Below are 25,297 nucleotides of genomic sequence, written 5' to 3' on the forward strand. Positions count from 1 at the left end.
ACGAGCGGTGATGTTGTGTCTCCGACGCCGGCATTGTCCCGCACCCACGTCGGACTGCGACGAGATGGCGGTGAATGAAACCATGCGGTCCGCGCTTTATCGATGCCGCGCTTGCGACCAGTTACTCAAGACGGTCGAACTCGAGCGCGGGGTTGCCTCCCTGTCTCCCGACGATGCGCACGAGCAGTTTGCCGGATTCGATCCGTCGAAATACTGACGAGTGTCCGCGTTCGACGGGCGCGTTGCGACACGTGCAGGTCGATACTCGGCCTACGGCCGAACCCTTCCGCCAATACGCCGAACGCGCGCCGTATGAGTAACGCGCGTCCCGCTTCATCATGTGTTACGAAAACACCACCGTCCGATCCCCGTTCAAAAACACCCGCCGCTCTATGAACGCCTTCACTGCACGCGCAAGCGTGATGCTTTCGACATCACGCCCCACCGCGAGCAACTGCTCCGGCCGCAGCGCGTGATCCACACGCTCGACGACCTGCTCGATGATCGGGCCTTCGTCGAGATCGTCGGTGACGAAGTGCGCGGTCGCGCCGATCAGCTTCACGCCGCGCGCATGCGCCTGGTGATACGGCTTCGCGCCCTTGAACCCGGGCAGGAACGAGTGATGGATATTGATCGCGCGGTTCGCGAGTTTCGCGCTCGTCTCCTGCGACAGCACCTGCATGTAGCGCGCGAGGATCACGAGCTCGGCGCCGCTCGATTCGAAGAAGTCGAGCCACTGCGCTTCCTGCTGCGCCTTCGTGTCGGCCGTGATCGGGAAGTGCCGGAACGGCAGCCCGTGCTGCGCGGCCATCGGCTCGAAATCGGGGTGGTTCGACACGATGCCGACGATGTCCATCTTCAGTTCACCCATCCGCCAGCGGAACAGCAGGTCCGCGAGGCAGTGCTCGAGCTTCGACACCATGATCAGCACCTTCGGCCGTGCGTTCACGTCGTGGATCGCCCATTGCATGTCGCCGCCGAGGCCGGCCGCGATCGGCGCGAATTCCTGGCGCAGCGCGTCGATCTGCAGCGTTTCATCCGTCGGATGAAAGACGCAGCGCACGAAGAAGCGGTTGCTGAGATCGTCGTCGAACACGTTCAGCGCATCGACATAGCAGCGATGGCGATCGAGAAAGCCGACGACGGCGGCGACCTGGCCGGCCGCGCTCGCGCACGACAGCGTCAGGACGAATTGATCGGGGCGGTGCTCGGCGGTCATGAGACTCCTCGGTTGGCATAAGGCGCACGGCCGTGCGGCAGCGCACGAAAGCGCCGCGCCGCGCGGGTTGCGGGAGACTCAAGTAAATCAGGACGATTTTGGGGAGGATAGAACCAACGCGCCGTGTGGCTGGTATCGGCGCGCCAGCGCGCGGGGCCGGGCCCGATTCGTCAGGCGCTCGCGCACGCGTCGAGCAGCCAGCGCCGGAACACGTGGGTCGCGTCCGGCTCGGGCCGCTGCGGCGGCCGCACCAGGAAGTAGCCACGCGACGTGACGACGGGCGCGTCGACGAGCTTCACGAGCTGGCCGGACGCGACGAGCTCGTCGACGAGCGGCGACCAGCCGAGCGCGACGCCTTCACCGAGCAGCGTCGCATGGATCACGAGCGCATAGCTGTTGAAGGTCACGCCGCGCGCGGCGGCCGCCGTGTCGAGGCCGTGCGCATCGAACCAGCCGGACCACGACAGCCAGCGTTCGGGGCGCGTCGGCTGCACGTGCAGCAGCGGCAGCGCGAGGAGTTGGTCGGCCCGCGCGACGTGCGGATGCGCGTCGCGGAACGCGGGCGAGCACACGGGCGTGACGGATTCCGGAAAGAGCCGCGCGGCCGTGCACGACGGCCAGTGGCCGTCGCCGAACAGGATCGCGATGTCGCCGTGGTCGCGCTGCGCATCGTAATCCTGTGACGTGACGACGCGCACGTCGACATCCGGCATCACGCGTTTCAGGCCCGCCAGGCGCGGCATCAGCCAGTAGGTCGCGAAGCCGAAGTCGGTGACGATCGTGAGCGCGCCGTGCTCGCGGCGCGCGCGCAGCGTCGCGGTGGCGCCGCGCAGCGTGTCGAGGCTCAGCCGCACGGCTTCGTACAGGCACTGGCCGTCGGCCGTCAGCGTGACGCCGCGCGGGCTGCGCTCGAACAGCGGCACGCCGAGCTCGGCCTCGAGCTGGAACACCTGCTGGCTCACGGCCGGCTGCGTCGAGCCGAGCTCGCGCGCGGCGGCCGTGAAGCTCGCGAGCCGGGCGGCCGACTCGAATGCGCGCAGCGCCTGCATCGACGGTAACGGTTCGGATTTCGACATAAGTCCTTCTAATGGCCCCATAAGGGCAGGACGCCTACCCGCCTGAATTCGGGCGGGCGATAGTGCATCGGACGGTACGGCACACGCGCTTCACGGCCGCCGCGCCAGGCCTTCCGCGATTCTAGCCAGTCGCGACGGGCACGCGCGGCACTTTCTGCGGACCGCATCCGTCATGCCGGACGACTCGCTGCCAAAGCGGCGCACCGTTCCATTCGAACACCGTTTTCCCCACGACCGCCGATGACGAACCCGACACCCAACATCCTGATCCTGATGGCCGACCAGCTCACGCCGTTCGCGCTGCCGGCGTACGGCAATCGCGTCGCGCGCACGCCGACGCTCGACCGGCTTGCCGCGCAAGGCGTGGTGTTCGACGCCGCGTATTGCGCGAGCCCGCTGTGCGCGCCGTCGCGTTTCTCGCTGCTGACCGGCAAGCTGCCGTCGGGGATCGGCGCCTACGATAACGCCGCCGAATTGCCGGCGCAAACGCTGACGTTCGCGCACTACCTGCGCGCGGGCGGCTACCGGACGATGCTGTCCGGCAAGATGCATTTCTGCGGGCCCGACCAGTTGCACGGTTTCGAGGAGCGGCTCACGACCGACATCTATCCGGCCGATTTCGGCTGGGTGCCCGACTGGGACAGCCCGACCGAGCGGCCGAGCTGGTATCACAACATGAGTTCGGTGCTCGACGCAGGCCCGTGCGTGCGCACGAACCAGCTCGATTTCGACGACGAGGTCACGTTCGCCGCGAAGCAGAAGCTGTACGACGTCGCGCGCGAACGCGCGGCCGGGCACGATGCACGGCCGTTCTGCATGGTCGTGTCGCTGACCCATCCGCACGACCCGTATGCGATCACGCGCGAATACTGGGATCTGTACCGCGACGACGAGATCGACATGCCGGCCGTGCGGCTCGATGCAGCGGACAGCGACCCGCATTCGCAGCGGCTGCGCTTCGTCTGCGAGAACGACCGCACGCCGCCGACCGACGCGCAGATCCGCGCCGCGCGCCGCGCGTACTACGGCGCAACCTCCTACGTCGACACGCAGTTCGGCAGCGTGCTGGCCGCGCTCGAGCAGTGCGGGTTCGCCGACGACACGATCGTGATCGTCACGTCCGACCACGGCGACATGCTCGGCGAACGCGGGCTCTGGTACAAGATGACGTTCTTCGAAGGCGGCTGCCGCGTGCCGCTGATCGTCCATGCGCCGGGCCGTTTCGGCGCCGCGCGCGTGCGCGGGCCCGTGTCGCATGTCGACCTGCTGCCGACGCTCGTCGACCTGGCCGGCGTCGCACCGGCCGGCGGCTGGCCGGACCCTGTCGACGGCGCAAGCCTCGTGCCGCACCTGCACGGCACGCCCGCGCACGATGTCGCGCTCGGCGAATACCTCGCGGAAGGCGCGGTCGCGCCCGTCGTGATGATCCGCCGCGGCGACTGGAAGTACGTGCATTGCCCGGCCGATCCCGACCAGCTCTACAACCTCGCCGACGATCCGCACGAACTGACGAACCTCGCCGGCCTGCCGGAAGCCGCCGACGTGCTCGCGGCGTTCCGCACGCAAGCCGCGCAGCGCTGGAACCTGCCCGAACTCGACCGGCAGGTGCGCGCGAGCCAGCGACGCCGGCGCTTCCATTACGCGGCGACGACGCAGGGCCGCATCCACGCGTGGGACTGGCAGCCGTTCACCGACGCGAGCCAGCGTTACATGCGCAATCACATCGAACTCGACACGCTCGAGGCGATGGCGCGTTTTCCGCGTGTCGGGCGCTGAGCGTCCCGCATCGCGAACATAAACGAACGACGGAGGAAGCTGGCGATGGAACGGCAATGCAATGCAGCAATCCGGATCGGCGCGGCGCTCGCCGCGGCCGCCTGCCTGATGGTGGCGCAGGGCGCGCACGCGGCCGACCCGCAGACGTGCGGCGACGTGAAGATGGCGGCGCCCGGCTGGACCGACATCGACGCGACGAACGCGATGGCGGGCGTCGTGCTGAAGGCGCTCGGCTACCGGCAGGACGTGGCGAACCTGTCGGTGCCGATCACGTACCAGGGGCTCAAGAAAGGGCAGGTCGACGTGTTCCTCGGCAACTGGATGCCCGCGCAGGCGCCGCTCGTGAAGCCGTTCGTCGACGAGAAATCGATCGACGTGCTGCACGCGAACCTGAGCGGCGCGAAGTTCACGCTTGCGGTGCCCGACTATGTCGCGGCCGCGGGCGTGCATACGTTCGCCGATCTCGCGCGCTACGCAGACCGCTTCGGCGGCAAGATCTACGGGATCGAGCCCGGCGCGCCCGCGAACCAGAACATCAAGCGGATGCTGTCCGATCACGCGCTCGGCACGGCCAACTGGTCGCTCGTCGAATCGAGCGAGACGGGCATGCTCACGCAGGTCGAGCGCGCGGTGCGCGACAAGCGCTGGATCGTGTTCCTCGCGTGGGAGCCGCATCTGATGAACACGAAGTTCCATCTGACCTACCTGTCGGGCGGCGATGCGTATTTCGGCCCGAACTACGGCGGCGCGACGGTCAACACGGTCACGCGCGCCGGGTTTGCCGGCCAGTGCGCGAACCTTGCGCGGCTGTTCCGGCAGATGACGTTCTCCGTCGACGTCGAGAACCGGATGATCGCCGACATGCTCGACAACAAGACGTCGCCCGCGCTCGCGGCGCAGCACGCGCTGAAGACCGACCCGGCGCTGGTCGCCGGCTGGCTGGACGGCGTGACGACGGCCGCTGGCGCACCGGGCCTGCCGGCCGTGCGCGCGGCCCTCGACGGCCGCTGACCCCGCCTCCGGGCGGCCGGTTCTTGCCGTGCCGCCCGTCTACGTGTTTTCCCGACCAGTCGCATCGTGACCATTTGGTGTCGCCTTCAGACGGGTGACCCGAAATATGGGTTTGTATTTTTCGCCAATGGCTGCGTTATTGCGAAAAACGAAATGCCGAAGCCAGCGGGCGTATTGAATTCGAATCCGCCGGCGTATCGCGGCACGCGCCGGGACGAGGTTCTTTCCAACGAACGGTTCAGGGAGGGTGGTCGATAATGAAGCACACGAAAGTCGCCGTAGCCGCCGCGCTTGCATGCGCGGCCTGTATTCCCGCCATCGGGCACGCGCAAAGCAGTGTGACGCTGTACGGGATTCTCGACGCGGGCATCACGTATGTGAACAACACCGGCGGCTCGCACGTGGTCAAGTTCGACGACGGCGTTGCATACGGGAACCGCTTCGGCCTGAAGGGCACGGAAGACCTGGGCGGCGGCCTGAAGGCCGTGTTCACCCTCGAGAGCGGCTTCCGCCTCGGCAACGGGCAGCTCGGCTTCGGCGGCGCCGAGTTCGGCCGGCAGGCGTATGTCGGCCTGCAGAACGACTGGGGCACGCTGTCGTTCGGCAACCAGCTCGACATCACGAACGAACTCGTGTCGATCTACAACATCTCGGCGTGGGGCAGCGGCTATGCGATCCACCAGGGCGACTTCGACCGCTTCAACGGCGACCGCCTGCCGAATTCGGTGAAATTCCTGTCGAACGACCTCAGCGGCTTCAAGTTCGGCGCGATGTACTCGTTCGGCAACGTCGCGGGCAACTTCCATCGCAACAGCGCATGGAGCGCGGGCGCGAGCTTCACGAAGGGCGACTTCTCGATCGGCGCCGCGTACACGCGCCTGAACAACCCGAACGGCATCTATGCGTTCGACCCGTACGCGATGATCGGCACGCACACGTTCCTCGGCCAGCAGACCGTCACCGTCGATCCGGCGACCGGCGCGCGCACTGACCTGTTCGCGAACACGCCGATGAACGTCGACAGCCAGGGCACGTTCGGCATCGGCTCGAGCTACACGATCGGCAAGCTGACGCTCGACGCCAACTTCTCGTACACGACGATCAAGGGTTTCGGCCAGTCGTCGCACATGCAGGTGTATGAAGGCGGCGGCCTGTACCAGTTCACGCCGGCGCTGAGCCTGATTGCGGGCTACCAGCACACGCGCTTCGAAGGCCATCACTGGAACCAGGGAACGGCGGGCCTGCACTACCTGCTGTCGAAGCGCACCGACGTGTATATCTCCGGCGATTACCTGCGCGCGTCGCAAGGCGTCGATGCGGTGGTCGGCTACAGCTTCACGCCGTCGACGACGCAGACGCAGGCCGACGTGCGGATCGGGATGCGGCATTCGTTCTGAGCAAGGTGGTGTGGGGCGGCGACGTCTTCAGCGAGGTCTCTCTTTGGCGCGAACTTCGGTTCGCGCTTTTTTTTTGGGGGGGTCATCGCGGATTTCTGTGGGTGTTGCTGTCCGACCCGATCCGGACGCTGGATCAGGCGCTACCTGATTGGCAGCTTTCAGGGGGCAGCGGTCATGCATTCCTTCGAGTTGTTCGGAAGATCATCGGCCAAACCCGCCGGTCGCGTTCAACCGATCGCAACCGCCGCGAGCGGCCCGCTTCCGGAATTCGTGAACAGACAATTTCGACTCGCTGCGCCTTGACGATATTCACAGCGAGCTTCCCGCCTGTGCGGACCTTGCCGGCTTGCTCCGGTAGCTTGGCCGCCGGCCTTTTCGCTCCGCCAGCGGTTTCCTGTCATCTCACACAGTTGTCGATACGTCGCGGGTCTTTACCCATGTCGTTCGCCGGGCATTCCTACTTCTCCCCACTTGCAGCCCCGGCCAGAATGCGTTCACGAGTGCCGATACTCCAGCTTCAGCGGCAGGAAAGGCCGATGTTGCGGGCACGGATTGTCGGCGCGGCAACGCCGGTGGCCAGCGACGATCGGATGCCAGTCGCATTTTTGAGGGGAACGATCATGATCAATAGACGCCATGCCGTGTGCTTGAGTGCGGCTGTGCTCAGCCTTGCTTCGATGCAAGTCAGTGCAAGCGAGACATTGCACGTCGAGCTGACATCGACCGCCATCCATCTCGATACCAGCATGGTCAAGGCGGGACCCGTCACGTTCGAGGTAACCAGTTCGGTGGACGGCAACACGACACATGAACTGGTGGTACTGAAGACAGACTTATCCCATGATCACCTGCCGGTGCAGAAGGAGACGGTCGCGGAAAGCAAGTTCAAGAAAATGGGAGAAGTTGAGGACGTGGCGCCCGGGACGAGCAAACGTCTTACGCTGAAGCTGGCGCCCGGCCGATACGTACTGATCTGCAATCGACCCGGTCATTATTCGATGGGCATGCATGCTTCGTTGGTCGTCGAGCGCTAGGAAGGCTCTGCCTGGCGTCGGCGCCCCCGATCCATTCGATACCGACCCAATATCAAGCGACTGCGCCTGACATGTCGGTCGCGTCAATCCGCACCGGCGCTGTGCACGCCTTCTGCGTGCCGCGCGACGACTTCGCCACCCCACCACGGATACGGCCGACGACGCGGCGGACGTGATCCGCAGGCGAAAGTCCGTTGTCGTGGCGGAGCCGGCGTTCGAACGTCCGTGTGAAAGGGCCGACCAACGGCCGTCATTGGCCGATCGCCGACAGTCTGCGCCGCGTTCCCCGGAAATCCACGACGAACTTTCTTTGCGGTGCGGGGCGGGTGCGCCGGTGTAGTGCGCTCCTGCCTCGGCCGATCGAACGGCCGGTTTGTCGTGGTTGACATATCATCGCGATTTGGCCGCGTCTGCGCTGTCCAGCCGACCGTCTCCGCGACAGGGGACCAATAACGCGTCGCGATGGGCAAGTCGTTGCGCAAGCACGCACATGCGCAGGTAGCCGCTCGTCGAGCGGTTGCGTTACGCACCGCCGATCGCCGAGACCCCGATGACCGCCCCCTTGCCCGAACCCACCCCTCCATCCCCGTTACTCGCGAACCTGTTCCGTCACGCCCCGTTCCAGCGCTTCTGGGGCACCCGCGTGATGTCGTCGCTGGCTTTCCAGATCCTGTCGGTCGCGATCGGCTGGTACGTGTATGCGCTCACGCACAGCGCGTTCGCACTCGGTCTCGTCGGCCTCGCGCAGTTCGTGCCGATGTTCGCGCTGACGCTCGTCGTCGGGCAGGTGGCCGACCGCTATGACCGCCGGCGCATCGCGACGATCTGCCAGGGCGTCGAGGCGCTGGCCGCCGGCGTGTTCCTGCTCGGCGCCGTGCAAGGGTGGCTGGCCGCGCCGGCCGTGTATGCGCTCGCGGCGATCGTCGGCACGGCCCGCGCGTTCGAGTCGCCGTCGGTCTCGTCGCTGTTGCCGGCCGTCGTGCCGCGCACCGACCTGCCGCGCGCGACCGCGCTGTCGACGTCCGCGAACCAGGCCGCGCAGATCCTCGGGCCCGCGTTCGGCGGGCTGCTTTACGGTGTCGGTGCGCCCGTCGCGTTCGGCACGAGCGTCGTGGCATTCGCGATCGCGGCGGTGCTGAGCGGCACGATCCCGCTGCGCAGCGCGCCGCCTGCACGCGAGCCGGTCACGCTGCGCTCGGTGTTTTCGGGGATCGCGTTCATCCGGCGCGAACCGGCGATTCTCGGCGCGCTGTCGCTCGACCTGTTCGCGGTGTTGTTCGGCGGCGCCACCGCGCTGCTGCCGATCTACGCGCGCGACATCCTGCAGGTCGGGCCATGGGGGCTCGGCGCATTGCGCGCGGCGCCCGCGGTCGGCGCGCTCGCGGGCACGCTGTGGCTCACGCGTTTTCCATTGAAAGGGCGGCCGGGCCGCGCGATGTTCGGCGGCGTGATCGCGTTCGGCATTGCGACGATCGTGTTCGGGTTGTCGCGGCACTTCGCGCTGTCGCTCGTGGCGCTGGCCGCGCTTGGCGCATCGGATGTGGTCAGCGTCGTCGTGCGCCTGTCGCTCGTGCAGCTTCGTACGCCCGACGACATGCTCGGGCGCGTGAGCGCGGTCAATTCGCTGTTCATCGGCACGTCGAACCAGCTCGGCGAATTCGAATCGGGCGTGACGGCCGCATGGTGGGGCGCGCCGACGGCGATCGTCGTCGGCGGTGCCGCGACGATTGTCGTCGCGCTCACGTGGATGCGGCTGTTTCCCCAGCTCACGAACATGAAGTCGCTCGAGCGCGACGTGTGACGCGTGTGACGCGCGTCACGCGTCCTGCGTCACGCGCACGGCCGTGCCGTAGCAGATGACTTCCGTGACGCCCGACCCGATCTCGGTCGAGTCGTAGCGCATCGCGACGACCGCGTTCGCGCCGAGCTTGCGCGCATCGGCGAGCATCTTGTCGAACGCCTGCTGGCGTGCCTTCTCGCACAGCGACGTATAGAGCGTGATGTTGCCGCCGAAGATCGTTTGAAGCGATGCACCGAACGAGCCGACGATCGAGCGCGAACGCACGACGATGCCCTGTGCGACGCCGAGCGAGCGGACGGTCGTATGGCCGGGCAGGTCGAATGCGGTCGTGACGCGGGCGGGCGACAGATCGTCGACGGAGCGGGTGGTGTCGGTCATGGCAGGGAAGCGTGTAGCGGAGTGGTCGAGTGACGATTCTATCCGGACGAGCGCGCGCGTCCGGTTCGATCGATGCAATCGCGCGGCACGTGTGGCGCCATGGAGCTTCCGTTGCGGTCGCGCTGGCTTCGGGCATGCGTCTCTCCCGGACGCTGGACGAGATGGCCCGCTCAAAGTCGCCCGGGAGGAAGCGTGTGCGGACCGCGAGCACACGCTTCCGTCATTTCCGTGCGGACAATCGAACGCACCAATCGCTCGCGGTCAGGGCTTCGCGACTACGGAGCCATCCCCGCCTAGATCGACCGCATAGGCCAGCGCCAGCTTGCCGAACTTCAGCGCATGATTCGCCTGGCGATCCGAGTTCTGCAGGGTGTCGTTCACGGTATGGATATACGGGCTGTCGTTCTGGTCGGCCTCGAACGGGAACGACGCCGGATAGCCCTGCGCATTCCACGACGCATGATCCGAGCACGCATACCCGCACTGCGACGTGCCGATCGCGAGTTCCGGCAGGTAGGTTTTCGCCAGGTTCGTCAGGTAGGTGTTCTGCGATGCGTTCGTGTAGTCGGTGATCAGGTAGATATCCTTCGGATCGCCCTTGTAGTTCGTCATGTCGAGCTGCAGCACGCCGACCACGTTCGCATTCTGCGCGCGGAACTGCTTGGCGATCGCCTTCGAGCCGAGCAGCCCGGCTTCCTCGGCCGCGTACCCGACAAACTTGATCGTCCGCTTCGGCCGATAGTTGTTCGCGAGCAGCACGCGCAGCGCTTCGGTGAGGCTCGCGATGCCCGACGCATCGTCGTCCGCGCCGGGCGAGCGCGTGTTCTCCGTCGTGCGGCCGACGGTCGAATCGAGGTGGCCGCCCAGCACGATCGTGCCCGCGGCCGGATCGCTGCCGCGGATCGTCAGGATCACGGATTTTTGCGGAAAGCCCGTGTGCGCGAACTGCTCGACGGCGATGTCGGCGCGCGAGCCCGCCAGTTGCTTCCACTGCAGCGCGAGCCAGTCCGACGCGGCAACGCCGTGCGACGTCGTGTAGTAGCGATTCGTGAAGCTGGACAGCGACGTGATCGTGCCGACGATGTTGCTGGCCTGCAGCTGCTGGATCCAGGTGCCGATCTGCGGCGCGTTCGACACCTTGTACGCGGGGGCCGCAGCCTGTTTCGCGAGCGCTGCCGGCAACGGCTGCAGCGCCTGCCGCGCTTCGTCGAACGAGTCGTGCACGACATAGCCGGGCCCGTGGCCGCGCGTGTGGTGGACGGCATGGGCCAGTTCGCCGAGTCGTGAATCGTCGATCTCGACGACGTGAACCGTTTCGCGGCGTGCGGCGCCGTCGGCCGTCTTGCCGGCATCGACCGTCGTGCTGTATTGCGCGGTTGCGCTCGCATCGATGCGTTGAAGCTGGCGGAACGCCGCATCGCCGAGCGTGATCCAGACGGGGGCCGCATGCGCGGCGGCGGTCAACAGCATGCCGCCCAGCGCGGCGCTCAGGTGAGTCAGTTTCAGAGTAGGCATGTTCGATCTCGTGAGGGTAACGATGTCGAGGAGGAGGGCGCGCCGCAGGTCGTGCGATGCGCCCCCGCCTGCTGCGGAATTACGACTTCTGCGGCACGGTCACGCCGTACGTGCAGCTTTTGTTGTACGCATTGCCGATCGCCGTGAGTTGCGCGTTGCTGTAGCCGAGCGCGGAAGCGGCCGTCAGCACGGCCTGCGCGGCGGCCTTCTGGTTGGTCGAGCTGTTGGTCATCGACAGCCCCTTCAGGAACGCCTTGTCCATCGCCTGAGCGCCGATCGCGTCGCGCGCGACGAGGTTGCACGATGCCCAGTACTGGCCGGCCGTATGGATTTCCGCACCGCGCGCCTGTGCATAGGTGCGCCCGACGTTCCAGTTGGTCACGCGGCCGCCCCAGTATTCGTTGTGGCCGTCCCAGTTGTAGACCCAGTGATACTGCGCGTCGGTCGGGCTCCACTGGTTGAAGTCGCGGCTGTACGCGGCGGCGAGATAGTCGCCGGTGCCTTCCGAAAGACCTTCCTGTTGCGACAGGCCGCCGTTGGTCACCCAGTCGTGGATGCCGTGGCCGAGTTCGTGGATCACGACGTCCGCATCTTCCGCATCGTCGACGCCACCTTGCCCGAAGGTCAGCCGGCCGCTGCTCGACGAGTACGACGAGTTGTCGTCGCCCGATTCGCCGTGCGGGTCGTACTGCACGCCGCCCGTGTACTGGTACGGCAGCGCCTTGATGCCGAGTGTCTGGTTCACGTAGCGCAGGAACGTGTCGATGTGGTAGTACACGTTCACGGCCTCGAAATACAGGTTGCCGCGCGTGAACTCGAACGCGGGCGTCGACTGCAGCGGGCAGGCGTTGTCGCGCGGCGCGTCGAAATCGACGCACGCCGCATACGGGCCCGACAGCGCGTAACGCGAGCCCGACTGCGCGAGATCCTTCAGCGTCACGCGCACGCGCGCGGCCGTGAGCTGGGTCGAATCGGCGTCGTTGCTGTCCTTGTAGCCGGTGCTGCCGTAGCTGCTTTTGGTCGGCGAAAGCGGATCAGGGCGGAACACGAAGCCGGTGCCGTCGGTCGCATAGAACGCCTTGTCCTCGGCGCGCAGCACTTCGCCGCTGCCCGAATCGATCAGCAGTTCCCAGTCGCCCTTCGGGCCGTCCTGCGGGCGGCCGCGCACCTTCCATGCGGTGTGCGTGCCGGTCTTGTCGACGAACGCGACGAGCTGCGCGTCGAGATTCGTGAAGCCGCTCACGCCGAGATACGCGCGGGCGCGGTCGAGCGCCTGCTGCTGGTCGACGGCCTGCGACTTGCGCGACGTCGCGACCACGCCGTTGATCGTGTTGCTCGCGACGTACAGGATGCGGCCGTCCTTCGCAACCGTCACCGCGATGTCGCTGCCGTACACGGGCAGCCCGGCGGCCTGCTGCTGCAGGCGCACGACGGTGAAGTCGGCATCGTTGCGTTCCGACGTGACGACGAGGCTCGCGAGCGCGGTCGCGTCGAGCCCGAGCTGCGTCGCCTGCGAGGCGACGAAGTCGCGCGCGGTTGCGGCGGGTGTCGCGGCGGCCTTTTTCACACGATACGCGGGGTTGTACAGCGTGACGGCGATGCCGTCCGCGCGAAACTGCCCGGCGGCCGTATCGGCTTTCGCGGCGGGCGGCGCGACGCCGCGCGTCAGGCTTTCGCGCAGGCTCGCTGCCTGCGGATTCGAGACCTTCGTATCGGCCGCGGCGCCGCCGACGACGCCGAAACCGAGCGCAAGACCCAGGGCGAGGGGCAATGCTTTGCGTGATGTCTGCATACGTGATCCTCATCTCAACGGTTGGACACGCCCGCTCGCTCGTGGCGCGCAGGCACGACACGGCCCGCGCGCCGGTTCGATGGAACCGGTGCGGCGAAGCGGTGTTGGGAGCGTCGACTGACTAAGGAAACCTAAATGTCAGGTCGAAAAGAAACAGGCGGGAGCAGGGGCGGGGAAGCGAACGGCAGGCAGGTGCGGCGACGGCGAAGCGAGCATCGTCATGTCATACCCCTCGGATCGATATCGATATCGGTCGGCAGCCTGCGCGGATCGACGTGCGTCGAATCCAGTCTCTCATCTCGTTAGGCTGCCTATCTAATTGCGAGGTATGTTACAGAACATTTTCGGCGACATTGCATTTTATTTTCGACGGTCGCTTCAGTCCGTCGTTCAATCGCCGGCATTGTTCAGCGAGCGGCGGGAAACGCCGCCGGAACGTGCAATTCCGCGCAGGATTGTGATTAAAACCCGCGACGATCAGCGGGTTGCGCGACGGTCGCTGCGCGGGCTCAAGCCGAACCGCGCGCGATACGTGCGCGAGAAATGCGACGGCGATTCGAACCCGCACGCAACGCACACCGACGTGATGCTCATGTCGGTCTGCTGCAGCAGTTCGCGAGCACGATCGAGGCGCAGGTTCAGGTAGAAGTGCGTCGGCGTGTCGTTCAGCGTCGCGCTGAACAGCCGTTCGAGCTGACGTCGCGTGATCGATACGTCCTGCGCGAGCGCATCGGAGCCGAGCGGGTTTTCCATGTGCCGCTGCATCGTGCCGATCACCTGGATCAGCTTGCGGTTGTGCACGCCGTAGCGCGCGGCGATCTCGAGCCGCTGGCTGTCCGAGCGCTGCCGGATGCGGCTGACGACGAACTGCTCGGAGATCGCCGCCGCGAGATCGGCGCCGTGCCGGCGCCCGATCAGGTCGAGCATCATGTCGATCGACGCTGTGCCGCCCGCGCACGTGATGCGCCGGTCGTCGATCTCGAACAGCTCCTGCGTCGCGTTCAGGCCCGGATAGCGTTCGCGGAACGCGGCCAGCGCTTCCCAGTGCAGCGTCAGCGGCTGCGACGCGTCGAACAATCCGGCTTCCGCGAGCACGAAGCTGCCCGTATCGATGCCGCCAAGCGTCGCACCGTGCCGGTGCTGGCGGCGCAGCCAGTCGCCGATCGCGCGCGTGTAGCACACGAGCGGATCGAAGCCCGCGACGACGAACACCGTATCGACCTGCGCGACGTCCGCGCACGCGGCTTCGGCGGCGACCGGAATACCGTTGCTCGCGGCGACGGGCGTACCGTCGGCGCTGATCACGTGCCAGCGGTAGAGCTCGGTGCGGAAGCGGTTCGCGACGCGCAACGGCTCGACCGCGGACATGAAGCCGAGCGCGGAAAAGCCGGGCAGCAGCAGGAAGTGGAAATCCTCGGGCATCGGAGCAGGGGATGGAATCCGGTGGTCGTCGCACATCGCTCGGGATTGCGGCCGGCCGGGCACACGTCGCGGCCGGCTCGCAGGTGGCGAACGGTCAGCGGGAGATTATCGCGGGTTTTGTCCGGCTTCAGCGCGTTTTTGCGGTGCGCACGCGTTGCTCCATGATGGTCCCCAAAAAGAACAATCCCCACTCGGCGGAGTCCGCCGGGTGGGGATCGGGCTGACCATCTCACGCACGCCAGCCCGGACGGGCTGGCGTTTCGCTTCGGGTATGACCGGTATCAGAACTGGTTCATCGTGTTGTCCTTACCCGCCGCCTTCAGCGCCGCTTCGCCGCTGAAATACTCCTTGTGATCGTCGCCGATGTCCGAGCCGGACATGTTCTGGTGCTTCACGCAGGCGATGCCCTGACGGATTTCCTTGCGCTGCACGCCGGCCACATAACCCAGCATGCCCTGGTCGCCGAAGTATTCCTTGGCCAGGTTGTCGGTCGACAGCGCGGCGGTGTGGTACGTCGGCAGCGTGATCAGGTGGTGGAAGATACCCGCTTCACGCGATGCGTCGGCCTGGAACGTGCGGATCCTTTCGTCGGCGAGCTTCGCGAGTTCGGTGTCGTCGTATTCCACGCTCATCAGCTGCGCGCGGTCGTAGGCCGACACATCCTTGCCCTCGGCCTTCATCGCGTCATACACCTGCTGACGGAAATTCAGCGTCCAGTTGAACGACGGGCTGTTGTTGTACACCAGCTTCGCGTTCGGGATGACCTTGCGAATCTCGCTGACCATGCCGCCGATCTGCGCGATATGCGGTTTTTCGGTTTCGATCCACAGCAGGTCGGCGCCGTTTTGCAGCGCGGTGACGCAATCCAGCACGCAGCGTGCTTCGCCCGTGCCGGCGCGGAACTGGAACAGGTTGCTCGGCAGGCGCTTCGGACGCAGCAGCTTGCCGTCGCGCTTGATGATGACGTCACCGTTGCCCAGTTGGTCGGCCGACAGTTCTTCGCAATCGAGGAACGAGTTGTATTGGTCGCCCAGGTCGCCCGGCGCGTTGGTCACGGCGATCTGCTTGGTCAGGCCGGCGCCCAGCGAGTCGGTACGGGCCACGATGATGCCGTCGTCCACGCCCAGTTCCAGGAACGCGTAGCGGATCGCGCGGATCTTCGCGAGGAAGTCCTCGTGCGGCACGGTGACCTTGCCGTCCTGGTGGCCGCACTGCTTCTCGTCGGACACCTGGTTTTCGATCTGGATGCAGCATGCGCCCGCTTCGATGAACTGCTTGGCCAGCAGGTACGTGGCTTCCGCATTGCCGAAACCCGCGTCGATGTCGGCGATGATCGGCACGACGTGCGTCACGTGGTTGTCGATCTTTTCCTGGATGGCGGCCTTCGCAGCGCCTTCGGCCGCGTCGAGCTCGCGGAACAGGCCGCCCAGTTCACGGGCGTCGGCCTGGCGCAGGAACGTGTACAGCTCGCGGATCAGCGCGCTGACGGAGGTTTTTTCGTGCATCGACTGGTCCGGCAGCGGGCCGAACTCGGAGCGCAGCGCGGCGACCATCCAGCCGGACAGGTAAAGGTAGCGGCGTTCGGTGCTGTTGAAGTGCTTCTTGATCGAGATCATCTTCTGCTGGCCGATGAAGCCGTGCCAGCAGCCGAGCGACTGCGTGTACTTCGCCGGGTCGGCATCGTAGGCGGCCATGTCGGCGCGCATGATCCTGGCGGTGTACTTGGCGATGTCCAGACCCGTCTTGAACTTGTTCTGCGCACGCATGCGGGCGGCGTACTCGGGGCTGATGGCATTCCACGCGCTGCCGTGGTTTTCTTTCAAACCGGCAACTGCCTTGATGTCGTCTTGGTACTGGGCCATGTCAATCTCCTGAGAGCAAAGCGCGTTTGAGTAAATGGTTGAGCGTGGCGCTCCGTATTTCGAAGCGAACTGCATGACTGAATAGTAACGCCGCCCGCTGCGCTTTTGGAGATGTCTTATATAAGACATAAGACATAAATTTCTGTTGTTTTTCAATGAGATACGCAGTGATTTTTGCGATGCAAAACAAGTTTTCAAGCGGCGAAAAAGGGATGCTGCGGGAATTCGACGCAAGTTCCGCAATGTGAAATGTCCTTTCGGCTGCTGGAGGAAGGGCAAGCACGACGGTTCGAGCAACGATGGCTGGGGGGATGAGTGTGTAGACGTCTGTTTTGACGAACGAACGGACGACTTTCCAGCGTGCGATCCATCACGCTGCGGAAGCTGCCAGGCCAACCCGGCCAATTCATCCGTGCGGCTCCAGCGCCCCGAGCCCGAAGCCACATCGGCATCCCGCCCCCTTCCGATGGAATCAAAACTTCGCGCCGCATGTGGACAAGCCCGTTTTATCGAAAACACACGCGAAAACCCCGCCCATCAAGCCTCTACAAAACCCTAGTGGTTTCCACTCATAGTCGCAAATAGTCAAGAACAGGTCGCCGCCGGTCTTCTCGCGGCCAATATGGCTCGTTACTTTTACTCCCACGATGCAGGCCGGCGCACACCCCGCGCACCGGCTGCCACGAGTCCCACCGGGAGGAACCGAACCATGAAGTCGACGAAGATCGCCGCGCTTGTCGCGGCCGTGCTGGCGACCGGCGCGTTCACGAACGCGGCGCTGGCCGAAACGGAAGCCGCGACCTGCCGCACCGTGCGTTTCGCGGATATCGGCTGGACCGACATCACGTCGACCACGGCGCTCGCGTCGACCGTGTTCGAGGCGCTCGGCTACAAGCCGACCACGACGATCGCGTCGGTGCCGATCTCGTTCGCCGGCCTGAAGAGCAAGCAGCTCGACGTGTCGCTCGGCTACTGGTGGCCCGTGCAGCAGAAGCAGCTCCAGCCGTTCCTCGACAGCAAGTCGATCAACGTCGTCGAAACGCCGAACCTGTCGGGCGCGAAGGCGACGCTCGCGGTGCCGAGCTACGAATACCAGGCCGGCCTGAAGACCTTCGAGGACATCGCGAAGCACCGCGCGGAACTCGACGGCAAGATCTACGGGATCGAGCCGGGCAGCAGCGCGAACGCGACGATCCAGAAGATGATCGACACGAACCAGTACGGGCTCGGCGGCTTCAAGCTCGTCGAATCGAGCGAGGCCGGGATGCTGGTGACGGTCGAGCGCGCGATCCGCGAGAAGAAGTGGGTTGTGTTCCTCGGCTGGGAACCGCATCCGATGAACATCCAGCTCAGCATGAACTACCTGTCCGGCGGCGACGCGTCGTTCGGGCCGAACTACGGCGAAGCGCGCGTGTACACGCTGACGGCGCCCGACTTCATCGCGCGCTGCCCGAACGCGGGCAAGCTCGTCACGAACCTGCGCTTCTCGACGCAGCTCGAGAACCAGCTGATGCAGTCGGTGATGAACAAGACGAAGCCGGCCGACGCCGCGAAGGCCTACCTGAAGAAGAACCCGCAGGTGCTCGATCCGTGGCTCGCCGGCGTCAAGACGTTCGACGGCAAGGACGGCCTGCCCGCTGTAAAGGCGTATCTCGGCCTGTAATGGCCTGCGCGCTGCACGATGCGTGCACCGACAAAACATCAGCAATGCGAATCAATTAGAGTCAAGCGAGGCAAACAGCATGAACCATGAAGTCATCATCACCTGCGCCGTTACCGGCGCGGGCGATACGGTCGGCAAGCATCCGGCGATTCCGGTGACGCCGAAGGAGATCGCGGCCGCTGCGATCGAAGCCGCGAAGGCCGGCGCCACCGTCGCGCACTGCCACGTGCGCGATCCGCACACGGGGCGCGGCAGCCGCGACCCGAACCTGTACCGCGAAGTGGTCGACCGGATCCGCTCGGCCGACGTCGACGTGATCATCAACCTGACGGCCGGCATGGGCGGCGATCTCGAGATCGGCCCCGGCGAGGATCCGATGCGTTTCGGCAAGGGCACCGATCTGGTCGGCGGCCTCACGCGGCTCGCGCACGTCGAGGAACTGCTGCCCGAGATCTGCACGCTCGACTGCGGCACGCTGAATTTCGGCGACGGCGATTACATCTACGTGTCGACGCCCGCGCAGTTGCGCGCCGGCGCGAAGCGCATCCAGGAACTCGGCGTGAAGCCGGAGCTGGAGATCTTCGATACGGGCCATCTGTGGTTCGCGAAGCAGTTGCTGAAGGAAGGGCTGCTCGACGATCCGCCGCTGTTCCAGCTCTGCCTCGGCATTCCGTGGGGCGCGCCGGCCGATACGGGCACGATGAAGGCGATGGTCGACAACATGCCGCCGGGCGCGCACTGGGCCGGCTTCGGGATCGGCCGCATGCAGATGCCGATGGTCGCGCAGGCGATGCTGCTCGGCGGCCACGTGCGCGTCGGCCTCGAGGACAACATCTGGCTCGACCGCGGCGTCCATGCGACCAACGGCACGCTCGTCGAGCGCGCACGCGAGATCGTCGAGCGGCTCGGCGGCCGCGTGCTGACGCCGGCCGAAGGCCGCCGCAAGCTTGGTCTGCCCGCGCGCGGCGAGCGTCCTCTCGAACGCCGCGCGATCGCCGAATTCGCGTGAGTTTTTTCCCTGACCGATACGACACGGCGGCGCGCATGAGCGTGGCCGCCGACCGATTTCCCCTGATTCGAAGGATGCGTTGACATGGCTGTGAAGACCGACATCAAGACGTTTGCCGCCATCGGCACCGGCGTGATCGGCAGCGGGTGGATTTCCCGCGCGCTCGCGCACGGTCTCGACGTGGTCGTATGGGATCCCGCGCCGGGTGCGGAAGAACGGCTGCGTGCGAACGTCGCGAACGCATGGCCCGCGCTCGAACGCGTCGGCCTCGCGCCGGGCGCCGATCCCGCGCGGCTGCGGTTCGTGTCGACGATCGAAGCGTGCGTCGCCGATGCGGATTTCATCCAGGAAAGCGCGCCCGAGCGCGAGGCGCTGAAACTCGAGCTGCACGAGCAGATCAGCCGCGCGGCGAAGCCCGACGCGATCATCGCGTCGTCGACGTCGGGGCTGCTGCCGACGGATTTCTACGCGCGTGCGACGCATCCGGAGCGCTGCGTGGTCGGCCATCCGTTCAATCCGGTCTACCTGCTGCCGCTCGTCGAGGTGCTCGGCGGCGAGCGCACGTCGCCGGAAGCGGTCGAGGCGGCGATGGCGATCTACCGCAAGCTCGGCATGCGGCCGCTGCACGTGCGCAAGGAAGTGCCGGGCTTCATCGCGGACCGGCTGCTCGAAGCGCTGTGGCGCGAGGCGCTGCACCTGGTCAACGAAGGGGTTGCGACGACCGGCGAGATCGACGACGCGATCCGTTTCGGCGCGGGCATCCGCTGGTCGTTCATGGGCACGTTCCTGACCTACACGCTGGCGGGCGGCGACGCGGGCATGCGACACTTCATGCAGCAGTTCGGCCCCGCGCTCGAACTGCCGTGGACGAAGCTGGTCGCGCCGACGCTCACCGACGCGCTGATCGACAGCGTCGTCGAAGGCACGACCGAACAGCAGGGCACGCGCAGCATCAAGGAACTCGAGCGCTATCGCGACGAGTGCATCACCGAGGTGCTGAAGTCGATCGCCGCGGTGAAGGCGCGGCACGGGATGCGATTCGAGGACTAAAGGCGATGACGGGCGATACCCCGCTGACGATTTACCGCGACGTGGTGCGGCCCGAATGGGTCGACTACAACGGCCACCTGCGCGATGCGTTCTACCTGCTGATCTTCAGCTTCGCGACCGATGCGTTGCTGGATCGCATCGGCCTCGACGACGCCGCGCGTCGCGAGCGGGGCCGCTCGGTCTACACGCTCGAAGCGCACGTGAACTATCTGCACGAGATCAAGGAGGGTACGCAGGTGCGTGTTGATGCGCGCGTGCTTGCGCACGACGCGAAGCGGCTGCACCTGTACCTCGAACTGTTCGCGGATGGGCACGAAGATGCGGTGTCGGCGAGCGAGCAGATGCTGCTGCACGTCGATACGCGCGACGGCGCGAAGTCGGCGCCGTTCGACGAAGACGTCGCCGCGCGCGTCGCAGAGCTGCATGCGTTGCAGCGCGATTGCGCGGCGCCTGCGTATGCGGGCCGCGTGATCGGGTTGCCGCCGCGCCGCTAGCGTCAATCTTCAATCGCGGAGCGCATACGATGCTCGAACCGGAAATCGCGGCGTTCGTCGCAGCCGTCGACGCGTGGTATCCGGCCGATGCGGCGGCGCGCTCGCCCGACGAGCAGCGCCGCCTCTACGACCGCTTCGCGGCCGAATGGACACCGGCCGCGCTGCCGGCCGGCATCGTGCAGCAGGATGCCGTGTGGCACGCACCGGACGGACGCGCGATCGCACTGCGGCGCTACACGGCCGCGCACGGTACGCCACGCGGCACGGTGCTGTTTTTTCATGGCGGCGGCTTCGTCGTCGGCTCGCTCGACAGTCATGCGCTGATCACCGCGCAACTGGCGGCCGACACGGGGCTCGACTTGGTCGCGGTCGACTACCGGCTGGCGCCCGAACACCGCGCACCGGCCGCGCTTGACGATTGCGTCGCCGTCACGCGTGCCGCGCGCGATGCGCGCTGGCCGTTCGGGCCGTGCGCGCATCCGCTGACGCTTGCGGGCGACAGCGCGGGCGGCATGCTCGCGGCGGCCGTCGCGACTGCGCTGCGCGATGCGGGCGAAGGCGGCATCGACGGCATCGCGCTCGTCTATCCGATGCTCGGGTTCGAACCGCAATCGCCCGCGCGCGAAACGGAAGCGCATGCGCCGATGCTGACGCTCGACGACGTTCATCGCTATCGCGCGTTGTACTGGGAAGGCGGCCTGTCCGATGCACTGACGGAAGGCAACCCGCTGCTGCGCGCGTCGGTGCCGCTCGCGGCTTCGCGTTTCGACGGCCTGCCGCCCGTGCTCGCGATCGGCGCGGAACACGATCCGCTGCGCGACGATGCGCGCGTATATGTCGAACGGATTCGCGCGGCAGGCGGGGCTGCGCACTACTGGATGGGAGAGGGGCTGGTGCACGGCTGCTGGCGCGCGCTCGGGTCGAGCCCGCAGGCGGCACGGATGCACCGGACGGTCGGCGGGTTTCTGCTCGCACCACACGCGTAGCGGGCGTTTCCGGGAGGCAACGATGCAGGCAGCGCAACACCGTATCGAGGACTGGCGGACGTTTTCCGCCGACGCGGCCATTACAGCGGTAGCGATCGGCGACGGCGCGGTGGACGTCGAGTGGAGCGACACGCGACGATCGCCGTTCCATTTCGACTGGCTGCGCGACAACTGCGCGTGTTCCGCGTGCGTGCATGCGGTCACGCGCGAACAGGTGTTCGAGATTACCGATGCGCGCGAGGACCTGTCGGCGCTCGCCGTGCACGTCGAAACCGACGGCGCGCTGCATGTCGAGTGGAACGACGGGCATCGCAGCGCGTGGTCGCCGGGCTGGTTGCGTGCGCATGCGTACGACGATGCGTCGCGCGCGGAGCGCCAGGCCGCGCACGGGCGGCACGTGTGGGCCGGCGACGATGCGACGGCGATCGGCGTGTTCGCGTGGCGCGACGTGATGGAGGACGACGGCGCGTTGCTCGCGTGGCTCGCCGCGTTGCAGCGCACGGGGTTGACGCTCGTCGAAGGCGTGCCGGCCGAGCGTGGCCGCGTCGACGAGATCGCGCGCCGCGTCGGCCTGATCCGCGAGAGCAATTTCGGCGTGCTGTTCGACGTCGAATCGAAGCCGCGCCCGGACAGCAATGCGTATACGTCGCTCAACCTGCCGCCGCACACCGATCTGCCGACACGCGAGCTGCAGCCGGGCGTGCAGTTCCTGCATTGCCTCGCGAACGACGCGACGGGCGGCGACAGCGTATTCCTCGACGGCTTCGCGCTCGCGGACGCGCTGCGGCGCGAGCATCCGGCCGATTTCGAGCAACTTGCGTCGACGCCGTTCGAGTTCTGGAACAAGAGTGCGAACAGCGATTACCGCTGTTCGGCGCCGGTGATCGGGCTCGATGCGCGCGGCAACGTGACCGAGGTGCGCGTCGCGAACTTCCTGCGCGGGCCGCTCGATGCGCCGGCCGGATCGGTCGCGGCCGTCTATCGCGCGTACCGGCGGTTTCTCGCGCTGGCGCGCGAGCCGCGTTTTCGCGTGCAGCGCCGGCTGCGGGCGGGCGACATGTGGGGGTTCGACAACCGGCGCGTGTTGCATGCACGCACCGAGTTCGATCCGTCGACCGGCCGCCGGCATCTGCAGGGCTGCTACGTCGATCGCGACGAACTGCTGTCGCGGTGGCGTGTGTTGTCGCGGTCGGTGCCTGCCGCAGCCGGGGAACGTTGACCGGCGCATACGGCTTCATCACGCATACCTTGCCGACGAAAAAGCGCCCGGACGCCAAGCGCCCGGGCGAAGCCACCCGCTGCCGGGCGGCGGAGGTATGCGTTTCATAAAAAAGACGAGCCCCGCAAAGGAGGCTCGTCTTTTCCTTGCTTCATCGCGCGACGCGCGGCGCCCGCCGGGGGCGCATCGGCTTACTGGCCGAAGAAGATCGAGTCGCGAGCGTTCGACGACGCTGCGGCAACCGGCGCGCCCGAGTGGACGAGCGGAGCCGGTTGCGCGCCGTAGCCGCTGGCGTCGGCGCCATGAACGCGCGCTTCGGCGCTCTGGATGTCGTTCGGGTAGTACGGGCTCGACACGCCCGGCTTGTAGCCGGCTTGTTCGAGCTGGACCAGTTCGTTCTTCACTTGCGCGCGGGTCACGGTGCTTTGGGCGAATGCGCCAAACGAAGCGGACAGGGCGACAGCGGCAACGACTGCGGAAACGAGCGATTTCATGATGACCTCCGGTGTTTTATTGAGTTCGCTGTCGACACCATGTCTTAAGCGATTGACCCAATCTTAGTCACCGGATGGTTGAGGGTAAACGCTGATTTTGACGATAAATTGTTTTCTGAGCGGTAACAATGGTGCGCCGAATCAGCCTTTCAACCGGCTTTCTTTTCGGTTGGCGTAATAAGTATGAAGAATATTGCGTATGGCGGCGCGCGGTTCAGCGCGCCTGGGCCGCCGTGTCGAACGGCCGGCCCGGCGAGCGCCCGGCCGCCGCGCCCCAGCTGAGGAACCGCACGCCGGTCGCGGCTTCCGATGCTTCCCACAGCAGCGCCGCCGAAGCCACGTCGCGCGCCGCGCGCGGCACGCTCGCGGGCGCCGGCAGCCCGCGCGATTCGAACCAGCCGGACGGCCCGATGTACGCGCCGCCCGCGAGATCGGGCGAGGTCGCCGCGTGGATCGCGGGCAGCGCGCCCTGGTCGGCCGGCTGCGCGAGATAACGGTTTGCGGCACGCATCAGCGCGGCGCGGGCGGGCGAGCTGTCCATCGTCGGGCCCGCGAACTGCAGGTTGGTGGCCGCATAGCCGGGATGCGCGGCGACGCTGATTCCGGCGAACGCGGCGCGCTCGAAGCGGCGCTGCAGTTCGATCGCGAACACGAGGTTCGCGAGCTTGCTGTCACAATAGGCGAGATAACGGTTGTAGCGATGCTCGGCGCGCAGGTCGTCGACGCGAATCCGGCCGCCGCGGTTGAAGCCGCTCGACATCGTCACGACACGCGCCCGTCGGGCGGCGCGCAATGCAGGCAGCAAATGCCCGGTCAGCGCGAAATGGCCGAGGTGGTTGGTGCCGAACTGCATCTCGAAGCCGTCGTGCGTGCGCCGCAGCGGCAGGAACATCACGCCGGCGTTGTTGCAGAGGATGTCGACGCGGCCGTGGCGTTCGGAGACGTCGGCCGCGAAGCGTTCGATCGACGCGAGATCGGCGAGGTCGAGCGCGTCGACTTCGACGCGTGCATCGGGATGGAGCCGGCGGATCGCATCGGCGGCCTGCACGGCGCGCGCGGCGTCGCGGCAGCCCATCACGACGGTCGCGCCCTTCGCGGCCAGCGTTTCCGCGAGCTGCCAGCCGAGGCCGCTGTTGGCGCCGGTCACGACCGCGACCTTGCCGCCCTGCGCCGGGACGTGGCGCGCGCTCCATGCATGCATGTCTGCCTCCATCGGCGCGACCGGTCGGCCGCGGCACCTAATCGTTACATTGAGTGGTGTAACGATAGTGCGCGCGGGCGCGGCAGACAAGCGGGGGAATTAGACCGGCACTTCTAGGGCCGACACGCGGCGAGCAGGATTTACCTGCCCCCGGCGAGGGCGAGCACTTCGGCGGCGGAAATCATCGCGGCCGCGTTCGCAGGCGCCGGGCGTTCGGCCGGGCGGAACACTTCGTCGCCGCGGTGGATGACCTGGCGCGACAGTGCGCAGGTGCCCGTGCGTTGCGCGAAGCGGCGGCGCCAGCGCTGTTCACCGTAGTGACAGCGGCCGGGTTCGACCCAGCGGACGACGAGCAACGTATCGGAACGTTCGAGGATTTCGACGTGGACGTCGGCGGGATCGAGCGCAGGCAGGGATTTGGAGGCCTTCATTTGCCGTTTCCTAAAGCTCGTGCGGTTTCGGCCGTGGCAGTGGATGTCACTACCCGATGGCGAATCCGTAGCGGTTTCCATGAGTGGTGCGCTAAATGTAAGCGTCTGTGACCGGAAAAAACATCCTGTCTGGCTCAAATTACCTTTTGCCGATTTAGAAACAATCCAGGCTTATTTTCTTGGGATCCACGGACAAAAACGCCCCGGACGGAAAGTCCGGGGCGGAAAATCGGCCCGCGCGCCGTGTCTGCTCGCCCAGTCACGGAGTACATCGCCGGGGGACGGAGTGCCCGCAGGGATCGAACGCGGGCGGGGAGGCGATGTACCGGAAGCGCGGTCCGGCAACGCCATGATCGCGCGTGCATCCCGTTGACACCCTGACGCGAACATGACTTTTTCGTCAGTTTGGCGCGGCCGCCGTGCCGGGTGTGCGCGAAAAGCAGGCCAAGAGGCCCGCCGGCATTGGG

23 protein-coding genes are annotated in these 25,297 nt (G+C 66.4%); 12 read left to right on the plus strand and 11 right to left on the minus strand.

Going from position 1 to position 25,297, the window contains the following annotated elements:
* Positions 1-64 precede the first annotated feature (64 nt).
* On the plus strand, positions 65-217 hold the full coding sequence (locus ABD05_RS38385) for a hypothetical protein (protein WP_158361660.1): 153 nt from the start codon (positions 65-67) through the stop codon (positions 215-217).
* Positions 218-343: 126 nt separating this feature from the next.
* Here the strand turns inward: ABD05_RS38385 and purU are convergent, their stop codons facing one another.
* Both purU and ABD05_RS24055 read right to left on the minus strand, forming a co-directional pair.
* Positions 344-1,219 (minus strand): formyltetrahydrofolate deformylase, encoded by an 876-nt coding sequence (gene purU / locus ABD05_RS24050; RefSeq protein WP_047902542.1) that lies wholly within the window; start codon positions 1,217-1,219, stop codon positions 344-346.
* Positions 1,220-1,389: 170 nt separating this feature from the next.
* Entirely contained in the window at positions 1,390-2,295 is a 906-nt protein-coding gene (locus tag ABD05_RS24055; protein ID WP_047902543.1) for a choline sulfate utilization transcriptional regulator, read from the minus strand.
* 240 nt (positions 2,296-2,535) lie between these two features.
* Between ABD05_RS24055 and betC the strand changes: the two genes are divergently transcribed.
* The 5 genes from betC to ABD05_RS24080 all read left to right on the plus strand — a co-directional run bounded on the left by betC (position 2,536) and on the right by ABD05_RS24080 (position 9,314).
* Positions 2,536-4,071, plus strand: coding sequence for a choline-sulfatase (betC, locus tag ABD05_RS24060; protein WP_047902544.1), 1,536 nt, complete (start codon positions 2,536-2,538; stop codon positions 4,069-4,071).
* A gap of 45 nt (positions 4,072-4,116) precedes the next feature.
* On the plus strand, positions 4,117-5,082 hold the full coding sequence (gene choX / locus ABD05_RS24065; protein ID WP_047902545.1) for a choline ABC transporter substrate-binding protein: 966 nt from the start codon (positions 4,117-4,119) through the stop codon (positions 5,080-5,082).
* A gap of 257 nt (positions 5,083-5,339) precedes the next feature.
* On the plus strand, positions 5,340-6,479 hold the full coding sequence (locus ABD05_RS24070; protein ID WP_047902546.1) for a porin: 1,140 nt from the start codon (positions 5,340-5,342) through the stop codon (positions 6,477-6,479).
* 620 nt (positions 6,480-7,099) lie between these two features.
* On the plus strand, positions 7,100-7,513 hold the full coding sequence (locus tag ABD05_RS24075) for a plastocyanin/azurin family copper-binding protein (protein ID WP_047903763.1): 414 nt from the start codon (positions 7,100-7,102) through the stop codon (positions 7,511-7,513).
* A 550-nt stretch (positions 7,514-8,063) separates the two neighbouring features.
* On the plus strand, positions 8,064-9,314 hold the full coding sequence (locus tag ABD05_RS24080; RefSeq protein ID WP_047903764.1) for an MFS transporter: 1,251 nt from the start codon (positions 8,064-8,066) through the stop codon (positions 9,312-9,314).
* Between the two features lie 15 nt (positions 9,315-9,329).
* Here ABD05_RS24080 and ABD05_RS24085 read toward each other — a convergent pair whose 3' ends face one another.
* The 6 genes from ABD05_RS24085 to ABD05_RS37890 form a co-directional block, all read right to left on the minus strand.
* Positions 9,330-9,692: a YbjQ family protein gene (locus ABD05_RS24085; RefSeq protein WP_047902547.1), complete on the minus strand. Its 363-nt coding sequence runs from the start codon at positions 9,690-9,692 to the stop codon at positions 9,330-9,332.
* A gap of 261 nt (positions 9,693-9,953) precedes the next feature.
* The gene (locus tag ABD05_RS24090; protein ID WP_047902548.1) at positions 9,954-11,207 is read right to left on the minus strand and encodes a M20/M25/M40 family metallo-hydrolase; all 1,254 of its coding nucleotides are present in this window, start codon (positions 11,205-11,207) and stop codon (positions 9,954-9,956) included.
* 79 nt (positions 11,208-11,286) lie between these two features.
* A complete protein-coding gene (locus ABD05_RS24095) occupies positions 11,287-12,999 on the minus strand; it encodes a M36 family metallopeptidase (RefSeq protein WP_047902549.1) in 1,713 nt (570 codons plus the stop codon).
* 477 nt (positions 13,000-13,476) lie between these two features.
* A complete protein-coding gene (locus ABD05_RS24100; protein ID WP_047902550.1) occupies positions 13,477-14,421 on the minus strand; it encodes a GlxA family transcriptional regulator in 945 nt (314 codons plus the stop codon).
* A 281-nt stretch (positions 14,422-14,702) separates the two neighbouring features.
* Positions 14,703-16,283: an isocitrate lyase gene (locus ABD05_RS24105; RefSeq protein WP_047902551.1), complete on the minus strand. Its 1,581-nt coding sequence runs from the start codon at positions 16,281-16,283 to the stop codon at positions 14,703-14,705.
* Between the two features lies 1 nt (position 16,284).
* Positions 16,285-16,566: a hypothetical protein gene (locus tag ABD05_RS37890; RefSeq protein ID WP_148669134.1), complete on the minus strand. Its 282-nt coding sequence runs from the start codon at positions 16,564-16,566 to the stop codon at positions 16,285-16,287.
* Positions 16,567-16,992: 426 nt separating this feature from the next.
* Here ABD05_RS37890 and ABD05_RS24110 point away from each other — a divergent pair, with 426 nt between their 5' ends.
* The 6 genes from ABD05_RS24110 to ABD05_RS24135 all read left to right on the plus strand — a co-directional run bounded on the left by ABD05_RS24110 (position 16,993) and on the right by ABD05_RS24135 (position 22,704).
* Positions 16,993-17,946: a choline ABC transporter substrate-binding protein gene (locus ABD05_RS24110; RefSeq protein WP_047902552.1), complete on the plus strand. Its 954-nt coding sequence runs from the start codon at positions 16,993-16,995 to the stop codon at positions 17,944-17,946.
* Positions 17,947-18,025: 79 nt separating this feature from the next.
* The gene (gene cdhC / locus ABD05_RS24115) at positions 18,026-18,955 is read left to right on the plus strand and encodes a 3-dehydrocarnitine:acetyl-CoA trimethylamine transferase CdhC (RefSeq protein WP_047902553.1); all 930 of its coding nucleotides are present in this window, start codon (positions 18,026-18,028) and stop codon (positions 18,953-18,955) included.
* Between the two features lie 84 nt (positions 18,956-19,039).
* A complete protein-coding gene (locus ABD05_RS24120; protein WP_047902554.1) occupies positions 19,040-20,005 on the plus strand; it encodes an L-carnitine dehydrogenase in 966 nt (321 codons plus the stop codon).
* A 5-nt stretch (positions 20,006-20,010) separates the two neighbouring features.
* Entirely contained in the window at positions 20,011-20,499 is a 489-nt protein-coding gene (locus tag ABD05_RS24125; RefSeq protein ID WP_047902555.1) for a thioesterase family protein, read from the plus strand.
* A 29-nt stretch (positions 20,500-20,528) separates the two neighbouring features.
* Positions 20,529-21,485 (plus strand): alpha/beta hydrolase, encoded by a 957-nt coding sequence (locus ABD05_RS24130; protein WP_047902556.1) that lies wholly within the window; start codon positions 20,529-20,531, stop codon positions 21,483-21,485.
* A gap of 22 nt (positions 21,486-21,507) precedes the next feature.
* On the plus strand, positions 21,508-22,704 hold the full coding sequence (locus ABD05_RS24135; protein ID WP_047902557.1) for a TauD/TfdA family dioxygenase: 1,197 nt from the start codon (positions 21,508-21,510) through the stop codon (positions 22,702-22,704).
* A gap of 191 nt (positions 22,705-22,895) precedes the next feature.
* Here ABD05_RS24135 and ABD05_RS24140 read toward each other — a convergent pair whose 3' ends face one another.
* From ABD05_RS24140 to ABD05_RS24150, 3 genes are all read right to left on the minus strand, one after another.
* Positions 22,896-23,198, minus strand: a complete 303-nt coding sequence (locus ABD05_RS24140; RefSeq protein ID WP_047902558.1) for a DUF4148 domain-containing protein — start codon at positions 23,196-23,198, stop codon at positions 22,896-22,898.
* A gap of 214 nt (positions 23,199-23,412) precedes the next feature.
* Positions 23,413-24,399 carry an oxidoreductase gene (locus ABD05_RS24145; protein WP_047903765.1) on the minus strand — a complete coding sequence of 329 codons (987 nt, stop codon included), beginning with the start codon at positions 24,397-24,399 and terminating at the stop codon, positions 23,413-23,415.
* A gap of 140 nt (positions 24,400-24,539) precedes the next feature.
* The gene (locus ABD05_RS24150; RefSeq protein ID WP_039366241.1) at positions 24,540-24,830 is read right to left on the minus strand and encodes a DUF3331 domain-containing protein; all 291 of its coding nucleotides are present in this window, start codon (positions 24,828-24,830) and stop codon (positions 24,540-24,542) included.
* Between the last annotated feature and the right edge of the window lie 467 nt (positions 24,831-25,297).

Origin of the sequence: Burkholderia pyrrocinia, from assembly GCF_001028665.1 — a bacterium.
GTDB lineage: Bacteria > Pseudomonadota > Gammaproteobacteria > Burkholderiales > Burkholderiaceae > Burkholderia > Burkholderia pyrrocinia.